This is a genomic window from Bacillus sp. 005/A4HT-01/001, from assembly GCF_004634445.1.
Classification (GTDB): Bacteria; Bacillota; Bacilli; order Bacillales; family Bacillaceae; genus Bacillus; species Bacillus altitudinis.
Map to the genome: position 1 here is coordinate 122,220 of NZ_SEIZ01000003.1, position 15,263 is coordinate 137,482.

General features: G+C 39.6%; 15 protein-coding genes and 1 other annotated feature. Of the genes, 13 read left to right on the plus strand and 2 right to left on the minus strand.

The window, feature by feature from the left end:
* The first annotated feature begins 43 nt into the window (after positions 1-43).
* From ES896_RS10250 to ES896_RS10260, 3 genes are all read left to right on the plus strand, one after another.
* Positions 44-994 carry an ABC transporter permease gene (locus ES896_RS10250; RefSeq protein WP_008348492.1) on the plus strand — a complete coding sequence of 317 codons (951 nt, stop codon included), beginning with the start codon at positions 44-46 and terminating at the stop codon, positions 992-994.
* Between the two features lie 33 nt (positions 995-1,027).
* Positions 1,028-1,927, plus strand: coding sequence for an oligopeptide ABC transporter permease (gene opp4C / locus ES896_RS10255; protein WP_017360169.1), 900 nt, complete (start codon positions 1,028-1,030; stop codon positions 1,925-1,927).
* A 165-nt stretch (positions 1,928-2,092) separates the two neighbouring features.
* The gene (locus ES896_RS10260) at positions 2,093-2,845 is read left to right on the plus strand and encodes a YjbA family protein (protein ID WP_025207150.1); all 753 of its coding nucleotides are present in this window, start codon (positions 2,093-2,095) and stop codon (positions 2,843-2,845) included.
* Between the two features lie 35 nt (positions 2,846-2,880).
* Here ES896_RS10260 and trpS read toward each other — a convergent pair whose 3' ends face one another.
* The gene (gene trpS / locus ES896_RS10265; RefSeq protein WP_008348488.1) at positions 2,881-3,876 is read right to left on the minus strand and encodes a tryptophan--tRNA ligase; all 996 of its coding nucleotides are present in this window, start codon (positions 3,874-3,876) and stop codon (positions 2,881-2,883) included.
* Between the two features lie 53 nt (positions 3,877-3,929).
* Positions 3,930-4,148 (minus strand) — a binding site (T-box leader).
* A gap of 482 nt (positions 4,149-4,630) precedes the next feature.
* Here trpS and ES896_RS10270 point away from each other — a divergent pair.
* The 8 genes from ES896_RS10270 to spxA all read left to right on the plus strand — a co-directional run bounded on the left by ES896_RS10270 (position 4,631) and on the right by spxA (position 11,959).
* Positions 4,631-6,268, plus strand: a complete 1,638-nt coding sequence (locus ES896_RS10270; RefSeq protein ID WP_135226777.1) for a peptide ABC transporter substrate-binding protein — start codon at positions 4,631-4,633, stop codon at positions 6,266-6,268.
* A gap of 116 nt (positions 6,269-6,384) precedes the next feature.
* Entirely contained in the window at positions 6,385-7,329 is a 945-nt protein-coding gene (locus tag ES896_RS10275) for an ABC transporter permease (protein ID WP_007499022.1), read from the plus strand.
* 3 nt (positions 7,330-7,332) lie between these two features.
* Complete coding sequence (locus ES896_RS10280; RefSeq protein WP_017360167.1) at positions 7,333-8,250, plus strand: ABC transporter permease; 918 nt, start codon at positions 7,333-7,335, stop codon at positions 8,248-8,250.
* Between the two features lie 12 nt (positions 8,251-8,262).
* Positions 8,263-9,342 carry an ABC transporter ATP-binding protein gene (locus ES896_RS10285; RefSeq protein WP_007499018.1) on the plus strand — a complete coding sequence of 360 codons (1,080 nt, stop codon included), beginning with the start codon at positions 8,263-8,265 and terminating at the stop codon, positions 9,340-9,342.
* Position 9,343: 1 nt separating this feature from the next.
* A complete protein-coding gene (locus ES896_RS10290) occupies positions 9,344-10,261 on the plus strand; it encodes an ABC transporter ATP-binding protein (protein ID WP_024720064.1) in 918 nt (305 codons plus the stop codon).
* Between the two features lie 105 nt (positions 10,262-10,366).
* Positions 10,367-10,654, plus strand: coding sequence for a hypothetical protein (locus ES896_RS10295; RefSeq protein ID WP_025207152.1), 288 nt, complete (start codon positions 10,367-10,369; stop codon positions 10,652-10,654).
* Between the two features lie 137 nt (positions 10,655-10,791).
* Positions 10,792-11,370, plus strand: a complete 579-nt coding sequence (locus ES896_RS10300; RefSeq protein WP_024720065.1) for a GNAT family N-acetyltransferase — start codon at positions 10,792-10,794, stop codon at positions 11,368-11,370.
* A gap of 193 nt (positions 11,371-11,563) precedes the next feature.
* Positions 11,564-11,959 carry a transcriptional regulator SpxA gene (gene spxA, locus ES896_RS10305; RefSeq protein WP_003211421.1) on the plus strand — a complete coding sequence of 132 codons (396 nt, stop codon included), beginning with the start codon at positions 11,564-11,566 and terminating at the stop codon, positions 11,957-11,959.
* A 40-nt stretch (positions 11,960-11,999) separates the two neighbouring features.
* On the opposite strand, the gene ES896_RS10310 is transcribed toward spxA, so the two are convergent.
* Positions 12,000-12,665 (minus strand): TerC family protein, encoded by a 666-nt coding sequence (locus ES896_RS10310; RefSeq protein ID WP_007499010.1) that lies wholly within the window; start codon positions 12,663-12,665, stop codon positions 12,000-12,002.
* Positions 12,666-12,929: 264 nt separating this feature from the next.
* Here ES896_RS10310 and mecA point away from each other — a divergent pair, with 264 nt between their 5' ends.
* Together mecA and cls are read left to right on the plus strand one after the other, a co-directional pair.
* A complete protein-coding gene (gene mecA / locus ES896_RS10315) occupies positions 12,930-13,595 on the plus strand; it encodes an adaptor protein MecA (protein WP_008348474.1) in 666 nt (221 codons plus the stop codon).
* Positions 13,596-13,680: 85 nt separating this feature from the next.
* Positions 13,681-15,201: a cardiolipin synthase gene (gene cls / locus ES896_RS10320; protein ID WP_008348473.1), complete on the plus strand. Its 1,521-nt coding sequence runs from the start codon at positions 13,681-13,683 to the stop codon at positions 15,199-15,201.
* Positions 15,202-15,263 lie beyond the last annotated feature (62 nt).

The following is a 15,263-nucleotide window of genomic DNA, read 5'->3' on the forward strand; positions in this document are numbered from 1 at the left end:
TTTCATCATAGTATGGCCATCCGATGAAAAAGGAGTTGTGCATATGGTTACATATATCATTAGAAGGACACTTCTTTCCATCCCAATTCTGTTTGGTATTACGATTTTGTCCTTTGCGATTATGAAAGCAGCACCAGGCGATCCGATGTCACTCATGATGGACCCGACCATTAGTGCCGCAGACCGGGAAGCCTTTATTGATAAGTACGGCTTGAACGATCCTGAATATGTGCAATATATGAAATGGCTCGGCAATATGCTTCAAGGTGACTTTGGCACATCCATTGTAAAAAAAGGAACGCCCGTGTCGGATTTGATTTTTGCCCGGCTGCCTAATACTCTCATCCTCATGATCTTTTCTACATTAGTTGCCCTGATCATTGCCATCCCATTTGGTGTTCTTTCAGCAAAACGTCCGTATACAAAACTTGACTATGGTATTACGGTTACATCATTTATCGGACTGGCTATTCCGAATTTCTGGTTTGGTTTAATCCTTATAATGGTGTTATCAGTGAATTTAGGATGGTTTCCGACCGGGGGTGTCTCTACCTTAAATGCAGATTTTAATCTATTTGACCGGCTTCATCATATTATTTTACCGGCCTTTGTTTTAGCAACGGCTGATATGGCCGGCCTTACACGTTATACAAGGTCAAGTATGCTCGATGTGATGCGGCAGGATTACATTCGCACGGCGCGAGCGAAAGGTTTTAGAGAGAACAAAGTCATCTTCAAACATGGATTGAGAAACGGTCTGATGCCTGTTATTACGATCTTTGGACTCATGATTCCATCCTTTATTGGCGGCGCAGTCGTGGTGGAACAAATCTTCACATGGCCAGGGCTTGGGAAACTGTTTATCGATTCTGCTTTTTCAAGAGATTATCCCGTCATTATGGCGATGACTGTTATCTCTGCTGTGCTCGTGGTCGTTGGAAACTTAATAGCGGATATTCTCTATGCGATCGTTGATCCGCGTATTGAATATTAGAAGGGAGCTGAGGCACAATTGGCACAACCTAATATGGGAACACCTCCTGTTGATCTCAAATTAAAAGAAGGCCTTCCGCCAAAACCAGAGACGATGCTTCGTTTATTCTGTGAGAAATTTTTCAAAAATAAATTGGCGGTTGCCGGCTCCGCTATTTTATTGATCATTATCTTTTCGGCTATTTTCGCTCCGGTGATCGCACCTTACGCACCGGAACAGCAAGACTTATTGAAACGGCTACAGCCTCCAAGTGCAGAGCATTTTATGGGAACCGACAAGTTTGGCAGAGATATTTTTTCAAGGGTGCTATACGGAGCGAGGGTGTCTCTATTAGTTGGCTTTGTCTCGGTAGTCGGAGCCATCACCATTGGAACCGTCATTGGGGCGGTAGCGGGATACTTTAAAGGCTTTGTCGATTCTGTGCTCATGAGAATGGTGGATGTGGTATTGTCTATTCCAGATATTTTTCTCTTGATCACGCTAGTGACAATTTTTAAACCGGGTATTGATAAATTGATTTTAATTTTTGCGCTGACTGGCTGGACAACAACCGCCAGGCTGATCCGCAGTGAATTCTTGTCACTTCGCACAAGAGAATTCGTACTCGCAGCAAGAACGATCGGAACGAAAAACCATGTCATCATCTTTTCGCATATTTTACCGAACTGTATCGGCCCTATCATTGTGTCTGCTACATTGAAAGTCGGTTCTGTTATTTTAGCTGAGTCGACACTTAGCTATCTAGGGTTTGGCATCCAGCCTCCAACGGCGAGCTGGGGAAACATGCTTCAAGATGCACAAAATTTCTCCATCATGGTGCAAGCATGGTGGTATCCACTGTTCCCAGGTTTACTGATTCTACTTACCGTTTTATGCTTTAACTTCTTAGGTGATGGACTGAGAGATGCCCTTGATCCTAAAAAGCTAAAATAAGGTTCTGCTTATAGAAGATCGTGAAAGGACTCTGCGAGACGTTCTCCTTTTCCCAGGAAATAAAGCCGTCCTTCCGTCAGGGCGAAGTTTTAATAAAGTTGGAATAATTTCTCTATCCCTTGCCCATACTGTGGACAACAGTTTTTAAAAAGTGAGGGATTGGTTATGTTATTTCTTCATGACGTATGGGTGAATTGGTTTGAAGGGGAAGAGAATGGCTATAATGTGTGTCATTTTCATGAGTGGCGCAAGGAGGACAGCGTGGAGCTGTTAGATCAAGTACCTTTACTCAAGGTGCAGAGTCCTTTGTTTGATTACATAGAGAATGATCTATCAGAGCTGCCAAAGACGCTGCTAGAGACTGTATTTGAGAAATCATATATTCGAAAAAATCATGAACGCCGTAAATTAGAGTATTGCTTTGTGGTCACGGACGGGATAAGAATCATCGCTGTGGATACGATTGGTTATTCCATTCCTGTGAGAAAGAGCCGATTGATTCCAAGACAGGAGCAATTGGTATATGAAATGGTGAAAGATGTGAAGGCAGAGGAGTATGAATTCACGCCGGACAGCCTTGAATCGACGAAAGAATATCACATCCTATCATTACCACCGCAGCATATCAGCGGATTAACGAGAAAAGAAAGACAGCTGAAGCAGCTGATGTTTATGGCGTTAGATCAACTAAAGGGGCTTCAAAACCGAGCAGAAATTGCCTATTGGTATACAGAATGGAATCCGCGCATGTACAACCAGATCAAACGAATGTCTTTCGAGGAGATTTGGAACATGCTTTATAACGAAACCATTGATGGATGGTCAGAAAACCATTTAGCCTTTTGTGAAAAAATGATTAAAGGACAGCCATTTTTTGAAAAACTTTGGGAAATGGAAAACGAATCAAAAGTGAATTAGAAAAAGCTTGCAGCTGAATATGCTGCAAGCTTGTTTTATTTGCGTTTCCGGCCAAGACCCATCGCATTCTCCATTTTTTTCAGCATTTTGTTTGCCGCACGGTTAGCCTTTTCAGCACCTTCATCTAAAATGCGGTCAAGCTCATCTGACTCAATGAGTTCATAATAGCGATCTTGAATCGGTTTTAAAGCATCCACGACAACGTTCGCAAGATCTCCCTTAAATTCACCATAACCTTTGCCTTCGTATTTTTGTTCAAGCTCTGCAATCGATACGTTCCCTAATACAGAATAAATCGTCAGCAAGTTGGCAATTCCAGGTTTGTTTTCTTTGTCATATTTGACGATGCCTTCTGAATCAGTCACAGCACTTTTGATTTTCTTTTCAAGTTGTTTTGGCTCATCTAATAAGGTAATGAAGGATTTTTGGTTCGGGTCAGATTTGCTCATCTTTTTCGTTGGGTCAGTTAAAGACATAATCCGAGCGCCTTCTTTTGGAATTTTGACTTCAGGTACAGTGAAGATGTCATTGTACTTTCGGTTAAAGCGTTCAGCAAGCGTTCTCGTTAATTCAAGATGCTGCTTTTGATCTTCTCCTACAGGAACTAAGTCCGTACCGTATAACAAAATATCGCCAGCCATTAATGGCGGATACGTTAATAGTCCTGAAACGACCGCTTCCTTACCAGCAGATTTGTCCTTAAATTGAGTCATTCTTTCTAATTCCCCAATATAAGCGACACATTGTAGCATCCATCCTGCCTGGGCGTGGGCAGGTACCTCTGATTGGATAAACAATGTTGCCTTCTCTGGATCAAGTCCCACTGCCAAATAAAGAGCGGCTAAGCTTCTAATATTTTGTCGAAGGGCTAAACGATCCTGACTCACCGTAATGGCATGCTGATCGACCACACAAAAGTAGCCGTTGTAATCATGCTGAAGATCGACAAATTGCTTCATCGCTCCAATGTAGTTCCCCAATGTCACAGAACCGCTAGGCTGAATGCCTGAGAAAATCGTCTTTTTTGTCATACTAAAACCTCTTTTCTTCAATATAAAAAGGCCCACCCGTCACTTTTCAACAGAAAAGGGACGAATGAACCGTGGTACCACCCTTGTTATTTCAATACGAAATCACTCAAGACGTTGATATCGGAGACTGCTCCGTCTAAGCCTACTGACTCTGTCAAGTGTTCGGTTAGCTGCTCCAAAGCCCATTCCATACATGCCATTATCTGCTTGCACCGACCGCAGACTCTCTGTAAATGGTGAATATATGTACTCTTCTTTTTCATCGCAACAGTATGTCTATCTATTATAAAGGATGACCATGAAAATGTCACGAAGCCTATTTGTGACCTTCTCATCATGTCGTTTGACACTTAAAATTTTAGATAAAATAGTAACTATCTGTCAGAATTTTTTAAAAAAGGATGATTAATTATATGTATAAAACATTATTCCTGCTGAATTTGTTAAATTATTTTAATCAATTTACGCTTTAATTTGTTGAAGTGATTGAGACTTTAGTTTATAAAAATCAATCTTTATCCCCATTTACGTTTTTTAAAAATATGTGAAATTGATATTGCAATAAATTATTCTATTCATTATAATGAATTTGTTCACACGTTTGTGCTAGGCTCTTTACATAGTGAAAATTCAGAAAAAACAAAAGAAATAGAAAGTAAGCTATTCAGGGACTTTTTTACGCTATTTCTTAAATCTGAATCTCATCTTCTATCGAGACCTTTGAACTAAAAACATATTATAAGGGGGAATACAGTTGAAAAAGCGTTGGTCTGTTGTTACTTTAATGCTTATTTTCACACTTGTATTAAGCGCTTGTGGTTTCAGCGGAAACAAATCAGGCGACAGCACGAGCAGTTCTGGAGAGGCTAAAACAACATTAAATGTGAATATCTCCACTGAGCCTTTTTCTCTACATCCGGGATTGGCAAATGATTCAACTTCAGGAAGTGTCATCCGTCAGACTTTTGAGGGATTAACAAGAATTAACGCTGAAGGTAAGCCAGAAAACGCAATGGCTTCTGGTATCAAAACAAGTGATGATGGTAAAACTTATACATTCACACTTCGTGATGCAAAATGGTCTAATGGTGACCCTGTCACAGCACAAGACTTCGAATATGCTTGGAAATGGGCATTAGATCCTAAAAATGAATCTCAATATGCTTACCAGCTTTATTATATTAAAGGTGCTGAAGCTGCTAACAAAGGGGAAGCAAAAGTTTCTGATGTTGGCATTAAAGCAAAAGACGACAAAACGCTTGTAGTTGAGCTAGAGAACCCAACACCGTTCTTTACTGAACTAACTGCATTCTATACGTATATGCCAGTCAACAAAAAAGTGGCTGAAAAGAATAAAAACTGGTACACAAATGCTGGTGAAAACTACGTATCTAATGGACCATTCGTTCTTTCTAAATGGAAGCATGGCGGTTCTATCACACTTGAAAAGAACAATGAATACTGGGATAAAGACACTGTGAAATTGAAAAAGATTAACATGTCTATGATCAAAGATACAAACACTGAACTTAGCATGTTCAAAAAAGGCGAACTTGACTGGGCTGGTTCTCCAACTGGAAGCCTTCCAACTGAGTCTTTAAAAACGTTGAAAAAAGAAGGCGGTCTTGAAATTCAAACGATCGCTGGTATCTATAACTACAAATTCAATACAAAAGTAAAACCTTTAAACAATGCGAACATCCGTAAAGCCCTTGCTTACTCAATCAACCGTCAAGCAATCGTTGACAAAATTACGCAAGGTGAACAAGTTCCAGCGATGGCAATCGTTCCTCCAACAATGGAAGGATTTACGGATAACAAAACTGGTTACTTCAAAGATCATGATGTAGCGACTGCTAAAGAACTTCTTGAAAAAGGTGCGAAAGAATTAGGTTATAAGTCAGTTTCTGATCTTCCAACATTGAAATTGTCTTACAACACAGATGAAGGCCACCAAAAGATTGCGCAAGCAATTCAAGAAATGTGGAAAAAAGATTTAGGTGTGAACGTTGAACTTGATAACTCTGAGTGGAACGTATACATCGATAAAATCCACAGTGGAGACTACCAAATCGGACGTATGGGCTGGTTAGGAGACTTCAACGATCCAGTGAACTTCCTTGAGCTTTACAAAGATAAAGACGGTGGAAACAATGACACTGGATGGGAAAGCAAAGAGTACAAACAATTATTGAATGATTCTGCAAAAGAAACAGACAAAACAAAGCGTGAAGAAATGCTGAAAAAAGCAGAAAAAATCATCATCGACGATATGCCTGTAGCGCCTATTTACTTCTACACTCAACTTTGGGTACAAGATCCAAAACTTAAAGGTGTGGTTGTATCTGGACTTGGTGATGTTCAATACAAATGGGCACATTTCGAAAAGTAAGAGTTATAGTGTAAGAGATCTACGGCAAGGATCTTAAGGTATATGGAGGATGTCTCTCCATATACCTTTCTTGCTGATTAGAGAAATTGTTGTAAAATCATGGAGGTGCAATTCCGTTGCTTAAATATATCGGTAAGCGATTAATATATATTTTAATCACACTGTTTGTTATTGTAACTGCAACTTTCTTTCTCATGCAGGCAGCACCTGGTGGTCCATTCTCTGGAGAGAAGAAACTTCCTGCTGAAATTGAAGCAAACCTAAACGAGCACTACGGGTTGGACAAACCCTTATTTGTTCAATACGTGAGCTACCTAGGTTCAGTTGCAAAATTAGATTTTGGTCCCTCATTTAAATATAAAGGACAAACTGTTAATGATTTAATCAGTTCTGGATTCCCCGTTTCCTTTACCCTCGGAATTGAGGCAATTCTCCTCGCATTAGCATTTGGTGTATTGTTTGGGGTCCTTGCAGCGCTCTATCATAACAAGTGGCAAGACTATACGATTGCCATTTTAACGATCTTTGGAATCTCAGTTCCAAGTTTCATCTTAGCGGCGCTATTACAATATGTATTTGCATCTGAGGCAAGCTTTTTAGCGATCTTCCCAGTTGCAGGATGGGAGTCTTGGGCAAGCACCGTACTACCTTCTATTGCACTTTCCTTCATGCCAATGGCATTTATCGCTAGACTTGCACGGTCAAGTATGCTTGAAGTATTAAATAGTGACTACATTAGAACGGCTAGAGCAAAAGGATTAACAAAATCAGCTGTGACGATCAAACACGCCATTCGAAACGCATTGTTACCTGTTATCACATACATGGGACCAATGGCTGCTTCAGTGTTAACAGGTAGTTTTGTCGTGGAGAAGATTTTTGGTATTCCTGGTCTTGGCTCTCACTTTGTTACAAGCATTACAAACCGTGATTACACCGTCATCATGGGTGTCACAGTCTTCTACAGTATTATTCTATTAGTCAGTATTCTAGTTGTTGACGTCCTCTACGGTATTATTGATCCTAGAATTAAACTGACGAAGGCGAAGAAAGGGGTCTAACACATGGAAGAGATGAGAAAAGATTTATTTGTGCCTGCGACAGCTGACGCAGCAGAATCTGAAAAAATTTCTAAACCTAGTCTATCTTTATGGAAGGATGCCATGCTTCGCTTCCGTGCAAATAAACTTGCAATGGTTGGACTTGCAATCATTTTCATTATTGTGATTCTGGCCATTTTCGTTCCAGTGTTCTCGAAATATGATTATTCAACGACAGATTTGCTTAATGCAGATCAGCCGCCATCAAAAGAGCATTGGTTTGGTACAGATGATCTAGGCCGAGACATGTTTGTTCGTACATGGGTAGGGGCAAGAATTTCGATCTTCATCGGTCTTGCTGCAGCAGTTCTTGACGTGATCATCGGGATCATCTGGGGAAGTATTGCTGCATTCAAAGGCGGCCGTACAGATGAAGTCATGATGCGTATCGCAGACGTTTTATGGGCAATTCCAACACTATTAATGGTTATTTTAATGATGGTGGTTCTGCCAAAAGGATTATTAACGATTATCCTTGCTATGACAGTCGTAGGCTGGATTAACATGGCACGTATCGTTAGGGGACAAGTTTTACAATTAAAGAGCCAAGAATACGTTCTTGCAGCACAAACATTAGGTGCAAAAACATCTAGACTTTTATTTAAACACTTGATTCCAAACTCAATGGGACCCATTCTTGTCACAATGACATTAACGATTCCTTCTGCTATTTTCACAGAAGCATTCTTAAGCTATCTAGGTCTTGGTGTACCGGCTCCATTAGCTAGCTGGGGAACAATGGCTTCTGACGGAATTCCGGCCATGACGTATTATCCATGGAGATTATGGTTCCCAGCCGCATTTATCTGTATTACAATGTTTGGTTTTAACGTGGTTGGAGACGGACTAAGAGACGCTTTAGATCCGAAGTTGCGTAAATAAGGAGTGATTAGGATGGAACGTGAACGTATTCTAGAGGTGAAAGACCTTGCAATCTCATTTAAAACATATGGTGGAGAGGTTCAAGCCATTCGTGGTGTGAACTTCCACTTAAATAAAGGCGAGACACTTGCTATTGTAGGTGAATCTGGTTCTGGAAAAAGTGTAACATCACAGGCCATCATGAGATTAATCCCGATGCCGCCAGGTTATTTCAAGCGCGGAGAGATTTTATTTGATGGGCAGGATATTGTCAAGAAAACGGAAAAGCAAATGCAAACCATTCGAGGAAAAGACATTTCGATGATCTTCCAAGATCCGATGACTTCTTTGAACCCAACCATGAAGGTCGGGAAACAAATTACAGAAGTACTTTTCAAGCATGAACAAATCTCAAAAGAAGCGGCTGAAAAAAGAGCCATTGAACTTTTAGAGCTTGTTGGGATTCCAATGCCTGAAAAAAGAATCAAACAATATCCGCATGAATTTAGTGGCGGGATGAGACAAAGGGTTGTCATCGCGATGGCACTTGCAGCCGATCCAAAGCTATTGATTGCTGATGAGCCAACGACTGCACTTGATGTAACCATTCAGGCGCAAATCTTAGAATTAATGAAAGAAATTCAGCAAAAAGTCGAAACATCTATTATCTTTATTACCCATGATCTAGGTGTTGTGGCCAATGTTGCTGATCGTGTAGCCGTTATGTATGCTGGACAGATTGTGGAGACAGGGACTGTTGATGAAATTTTCTACAATCCGAAACATCCATATACATGGGGACTTTTAGCATCTATGCCAAGCCTAGACACTGATGGAGGAGCTGAAGGGAAACTAACGGCGATTCCAGGAACACCACCAGATTTAACAAACCCGCCGAAAGGAGATGCATTTGCACTCCGGAGCGATTATGCAATGAAAATTGACTTTGAACAAGAACCACCAATGTTCAAAGTATCAGATACGCATTATGTGAAATCATGGCTACTTCATCCGAATGCCCCTAAAGTTGAACCGCCTGCTTCCGTAAAGGCGAGAATGCGTGAACTAGAAGGTAGCTACGAAAAACCTGTATTAGTAAAAGAGGGTGAATAGCATGGCAGAAAAACTGTTAGAAATTAAAAATTTAAAGCAGCATTTCCATACAGCAAGAGGAACTGTAAAAGCAGTTGATGGTGTCTCATTTGATATTTATAAAGGTGAAACACTTGGACTTGTAGGTGAATCTGGATGTGGAAAGTCGACAACTGGCCGTTCGATCATAAGACTTTATGATGCGACAGATGGCGAAGTTCTCTATAAGGGAGAAAGCGTACACGGAAAGAAATCAAGACAAAAAATGCTTGAATTTAACCGCCAAATGCAGATGATTTTCCAAGACCCATATGCTTCACTTAACCCTAGAATGACAGTGCTTGATATCATTGCAGAAGGTATTGACATTCATGGCCTTGCGAAAACAAAGCAAGCACGTAAAGACCGTGTGTATCAATTGCTTGAAACGGTTGGCTTGAATAAAGAGCATGCGAATAGATACCCGCATGAATTCTCAGGCGGTCAAAGGCAGCGTATTGGGATTGCTCGTGCGTTAGCTGTTGAGCCGGATTTCATCATTGCCGATGAGCCAATCTCTGCACTAGATGTGTCGATCCAAGCGCAGGTCGTCAACTTAATGAAAGAACTGCAAGAAGAAAAGGGCTTAACGTATTTATTCATTGCCCATGACCTTTCCATGGTGAAATATATCAGCGATCGTATCGGTGTGATGTATTTTGGGAAATTGGTTGAGCTGGCACCAGCGAATGAATTATATGAAAACCCGCTTCATCCATATACAAAATCATTACTATCTGCGATTCCGCTTCCAGATCCTGATTATGAACGTAACCGCAAACGGATTAAATACGATCCATCTGTTCATAAAGGAACAAATACGGAATTTCGTGAAGTGAAGCCAGGTCACTTTGTCAGCTGTACTGAGGAAGAATTCAAAGAGATCAAAGCAAAACAATAAGAACAGATAAGAAGCACTGCGATATCAGTGCTTCTTTTTTTATTTTACAAAAAAACAAGTTGATGGTAATTTTTATGTAAAATGAGTAAACCAGGAGGAAATCAAATGTTGTTATGGAAGACGTTTCGCTATTCATGTCTTCACTTTTTTATCGTCACGATGCTTTTTTCAATATCTTTTTTAACGGAACCAAATGGAGGAAAGTGGATGATCGCATTTTTAGTGCTCATTTGCATCATTTCGTTTTCGGTTGAATTTGCTGTGTATCGGCGCACGAATAAACAGAAGGAAGAAGTCCGGCGTATGAAGTACCTTTATTTCATCATGTTTCAGATCGCCATGACACTTCTTTTGTTTGCTTGCTTTCAAATGCTCATGAATCGTTCGATATAAAACTTTTTTGTTTTCTCTTGAAAAAAAGTGAAACCACCAAAGGCATTGTTGCGTCTTACTAGTACAGGCGTTTAAATAGCAGGAAATCGGGAATAGATAAGGAAGTGGTTCTTAACTACATCATAAGGAGCGGATCCATGAATTGGTATGAAAAGCTCAGTGAATACTTCCCGATAGAAGAAATGAAGTCAAAAGAGCATATGGAAGCTTTATTAAAGGAAAGAAGTGATATTTATCATAAAGAAGAAGGGCCTCATCATGTAATGATGTACGCTGAATTTGATTCTTTCATCTTTATTGATTATTTATTTGTTTCCAAGGATGCAAGAGGTGAAGGCCTCGGCTCAAAGCTCATTCATAAGCTGAAGGAAAAAAGAAAACCGATCTTGCTTGAGGTCGAGCCTGTAGATGAAGATGATGCAGATACTGCAAAACGCCTAAAGTTTTATCAGAGAGAGCACTTCAAGCATGCTGAATCAATTGGTTATAAACGCAGGTCACTTGCAACGAATGAAGTGAACCGCATGGAAATTCTTTATTGGTCGCCTCGTACAGATAATGAGGAAGAAATGATGGAGGCCATGAGAAAGACGTACGAAAGAATCCATACGTATAAAGACGAAGAATGGTATGGACAATCGTATGAGGATGTTGATGATGTGCTGAAGCTCGTTGAAAATAGAAAACAAAAAAATATTTTCGATCATCTCGACTAAATGAGAATGTTCAGACTTCAAACATCAGCACAAAAAGAATGAAATTGTCTAGTTTTTGTCACAAAAATTGCAAGAAAATCTGTTCACACTTACTTTTTTATAGTATAATCACTATAAAGATTACTTATTTAGAACAATTTTAATTTAAGAATACAGATCAATATTCATTCTACAAATTGAGGAGTGAAGATTTATGGTAACATTATACACATCACCAAGCTGTACATCATGTAGAAAAGCAAGAGCGTGGTTAGAAGAGCACAATATTCCATACCAAGAGAGAAATATCTTTTCTGAGCCTCTTTCAATCGATGAAATCAAAGAGATTCTTCGTATGACGGAAGATGGTACAGATGAAATTATCTCAACACGTTCTAAAGTATTCCAAAAACTAAATGTAAATGTTGAGACAATGCCGCTTCAACAATTGTATAAACTAATCAATGAGCATCCTGGTCTTCTAAGACGTCCAATTATTTTGGATGAAAAAAGACTGCAAGTTGGGTACAACGAAGATGAAATTAGACGTTTCCTTCCTAGAACGGTTCGTACATTCCAACTTCGAGAAGCTCAGCGACTTGCTAACTAATAGACAACACGAAAAGCTGCCGATCATTTGGCAGCTTTTTTTATTTATTTTCAGCCGTTTGTTCGTAAAAGAGACTGGCCAAAATAACGGTTGCGACGGTTAAAAAAGGAAGCAACAATTCAAGTGTTGTATGCTGCGCCATAAATTCATTCAGTTTTACATCACGGACAATCATTTCTCCGCCAGTAAAAGCTAAAAGGGCACTCCCTCCGTATAAAAGAATCGGAAACTTGGTTAGTGCTGCATGAATCAGCTTACTCCCCCAAATAATAATCGGAACTGAAATCATTAAGCCAAAGGCAGTGAGCACCATGTTCCCTTTAGCTGCCCCTGCAACAGCGATCACATTATCAAGTGACATAAAAAGATCTGCAATCACGATGGTCTGAACAGCACGCCAAAGCGAGCCGCTGCTTTTAATCCGAATGGATTCTTTCTTTTGTTCAATTAGCAAATTGTATCCGATATAAAGGAGAAAGAGACCGCCGATAAATTGCAAATAGGGGATGGTCAATAAATAAACGGCAGCACCAGTCATGGTAATTCTCATCAGCACTGCCAAAAGTGTGCCGATCCATATGGCTTTGTTTCGTTTTTCATTTGATAAGCTTCGACTGGCCATCGCAATGATTAATGCATTATCTCCGCCTAATATGAGGTCTATGCCAATAATCATCAGTAAGGATACGATCCACTCTGTTTCCATCCAGTTCACCTCATTTCACTAAAATAGCTCGTACAACCAATATATGAAGACGATTCAAATATATGTTTCTGCAAGTTTTCTCTGCAAAAAATGCGTTTTTATTTCTTTTATTCATCTTTTATCATAAAATAGACAGTACACAGCAATACCTCATTTCTTTAAATGGTTAACATGTAGACGGAACGGGTAAAGTGTAGTAAAGTACTATTAATTGGGAGCTTGTATGTCCCTTCAACATCTTATATAGAAGGGAAGGTTGGCAAAATGGAAATCGAAAGAATAAATGAACATACAGTCAAATTTTATATTTCCTACGGTGATATTGAAGATCGCGGTTTTGACCGTGAAGAGATTTGGTATAATCGTGAGCGCAGTGAAGAGCTGTTCTGGGAAGTGATGGACGAAGTGCACGAAGAAGAAGAATTTGCAGTAGAGGGACCACTTTGGATTCAAGTACAGGCACTTGATAAAGGTCTTGAAATTGTCGTGACAAAAGCCCAACTTTCTAAAGATGGACAAAAGCTCGAATTGCCGATTCCAGAAGATAAAAAAGATCAAACAGATGAAGAAAGTTTAGATGCTCTGCTTGATGATTTTCATAAAGAAGAGCAAGATCAAGAAGATCATAATGAGAAGGACAAAAAACTTCAACTTCAGTTCGTATTGAAAATGGATGACTTTGAAGATTTGATTGCACTTTCTCAATTAAATATGCAGGATTTTACGACAAGTTTATATTCGTTTGAAAACCGTTATTATCTATATGTTGACTTCCACGAGGATTTGTCAGATGAGCAGGTGGAGAATAAGCTTAGTATTCTGCTTGAATATGCTCATGAATCAGTGGTCAGCATCTACAGACTGCAAGAATACGGTCAGCTGATTGTCAAAGAGAATGCGCTTGAAACGATTCAACAGCACTTCTCGTAACAACCAAAAGTCGATTTCTATAGAGGAATCGACTTTTTTATCTGAATGAAAAAGTAAACAAAGTGATCGGCAAGGAGAAAATGAAATGAGAAATGTAGTCAAAGTTCTATTTTTTCTTATCATTACGATAGGTGCTTATTTGATTATCCAAATTTTTGCCGGTGATCTAGCGGTAAGTGTATTAAGTTCCGTCAGTGTTCTATTCACTTTATCGATTATTTTCATCGGGTTTGTCATTTTCTTAGAAAACAGAAACCCCTCTCAAACGATTACGTGGCTTGTGCTGCTTGGGAGCTTTCCGCTTTTCGGGTTTTTGTTTTATATTTTCTTTGGACGCAATATTAAAAAGCGCAGACTTTTTGAAAAGAAAGCGGTACTAGACGAACAGCTTGTCCAGGAAGATGAACGTATCCACAGAGAAGCGATTGAAAAAATGACTCATATGGGTGACCATCAGCAGCTCTTATTTAAGCTGGCCCACAGACTTGGACATACCCCTATTACGTATCGCACATCCTCTAAAGTTCTGACCAATGGAGAAGAAACGTTCTCTCATATTTTTGAAGAGATCAAAAAAGCAACACATCACATTCACCTAGAATATTATATTCTCCGTCATGATGATCTGGGACAAGAATTAAAGGACATTTTAATCGAGAAAGCAAAAAGTGGTGTGATTGTCCGCTTTTTATATGATGATGTAGGCAGCCTAAAACTTTCCCGTCAATATATTGCTGACTTAGAAAAGGCTGGCGTGCAGATCGTTCCGTTTTTACCAGTGAGACTGCCCTTATTAAATAATAAAATCAATTTCCGAAATCACCGGAAAATCGTGGTGATTGATGGAGAAGTAGGATTTGTCGGCGGACTTAACATTGGGGACGAATATATGGGGAGAAGCAGACAATATGGATTTTGGCGTGATACGCACCTGATGATTAAAGGTGAGGCCGTTCGTGATTTGCAGCAGATTTTTATGCAGGATTGGTATTACATGACCAATGAAAGGTGCTCGGGTGTGGATTATTTTAAAGATTTCAGCCATATGGAGAGTAGAGCAGAAGGCGTACAAATGATTGCGGGTGGTCCTGATAAACAGTGGGAAGTCATTAAAAATCTCTTTTTCTCCATGATTATCTCAGCAAAAAAATCAATTTGGATTGCTTCACCTTATTTTGTACCTGATGATGATATTTTGTCCGCACTGAAAATTGCTGCTTTGAGCGGAGTCGATGTACGAATCATTGCACCGAAAAATCCAGATAAACGCATTGTATTTCATGCGTCCCGTTCATACTTCCCCGAACTTTTAGAAGCAGGTGCGAAGGTATACGAATATGATCAAGGCTTTATGCATAGTAAGTTTATCATTGTGGATAGTGAGCTAGCATCAATTGGTACAGCAAATATGGATATGAGAAGTTTTCATCTGAACTTTGAAGTGAATGCTTTCCTCTATAAAACAAAAAGTACAGAGAAGCTGGTCAACGACTTCTTAGGTGATTTAGAGCAGTCGCATGAAATTGTTCCAGAAGAATTTGCGAAGAGACCTTTGAGGGTGAGGCTGTTTGAATCAACAGCAAGATTATTATCACCTCTTTTATAAAAATTGTATTTTCCCCCTTTTCTAAAAGGGGGATTTTTTATTTTAATAAGGGAAAGTAGGTT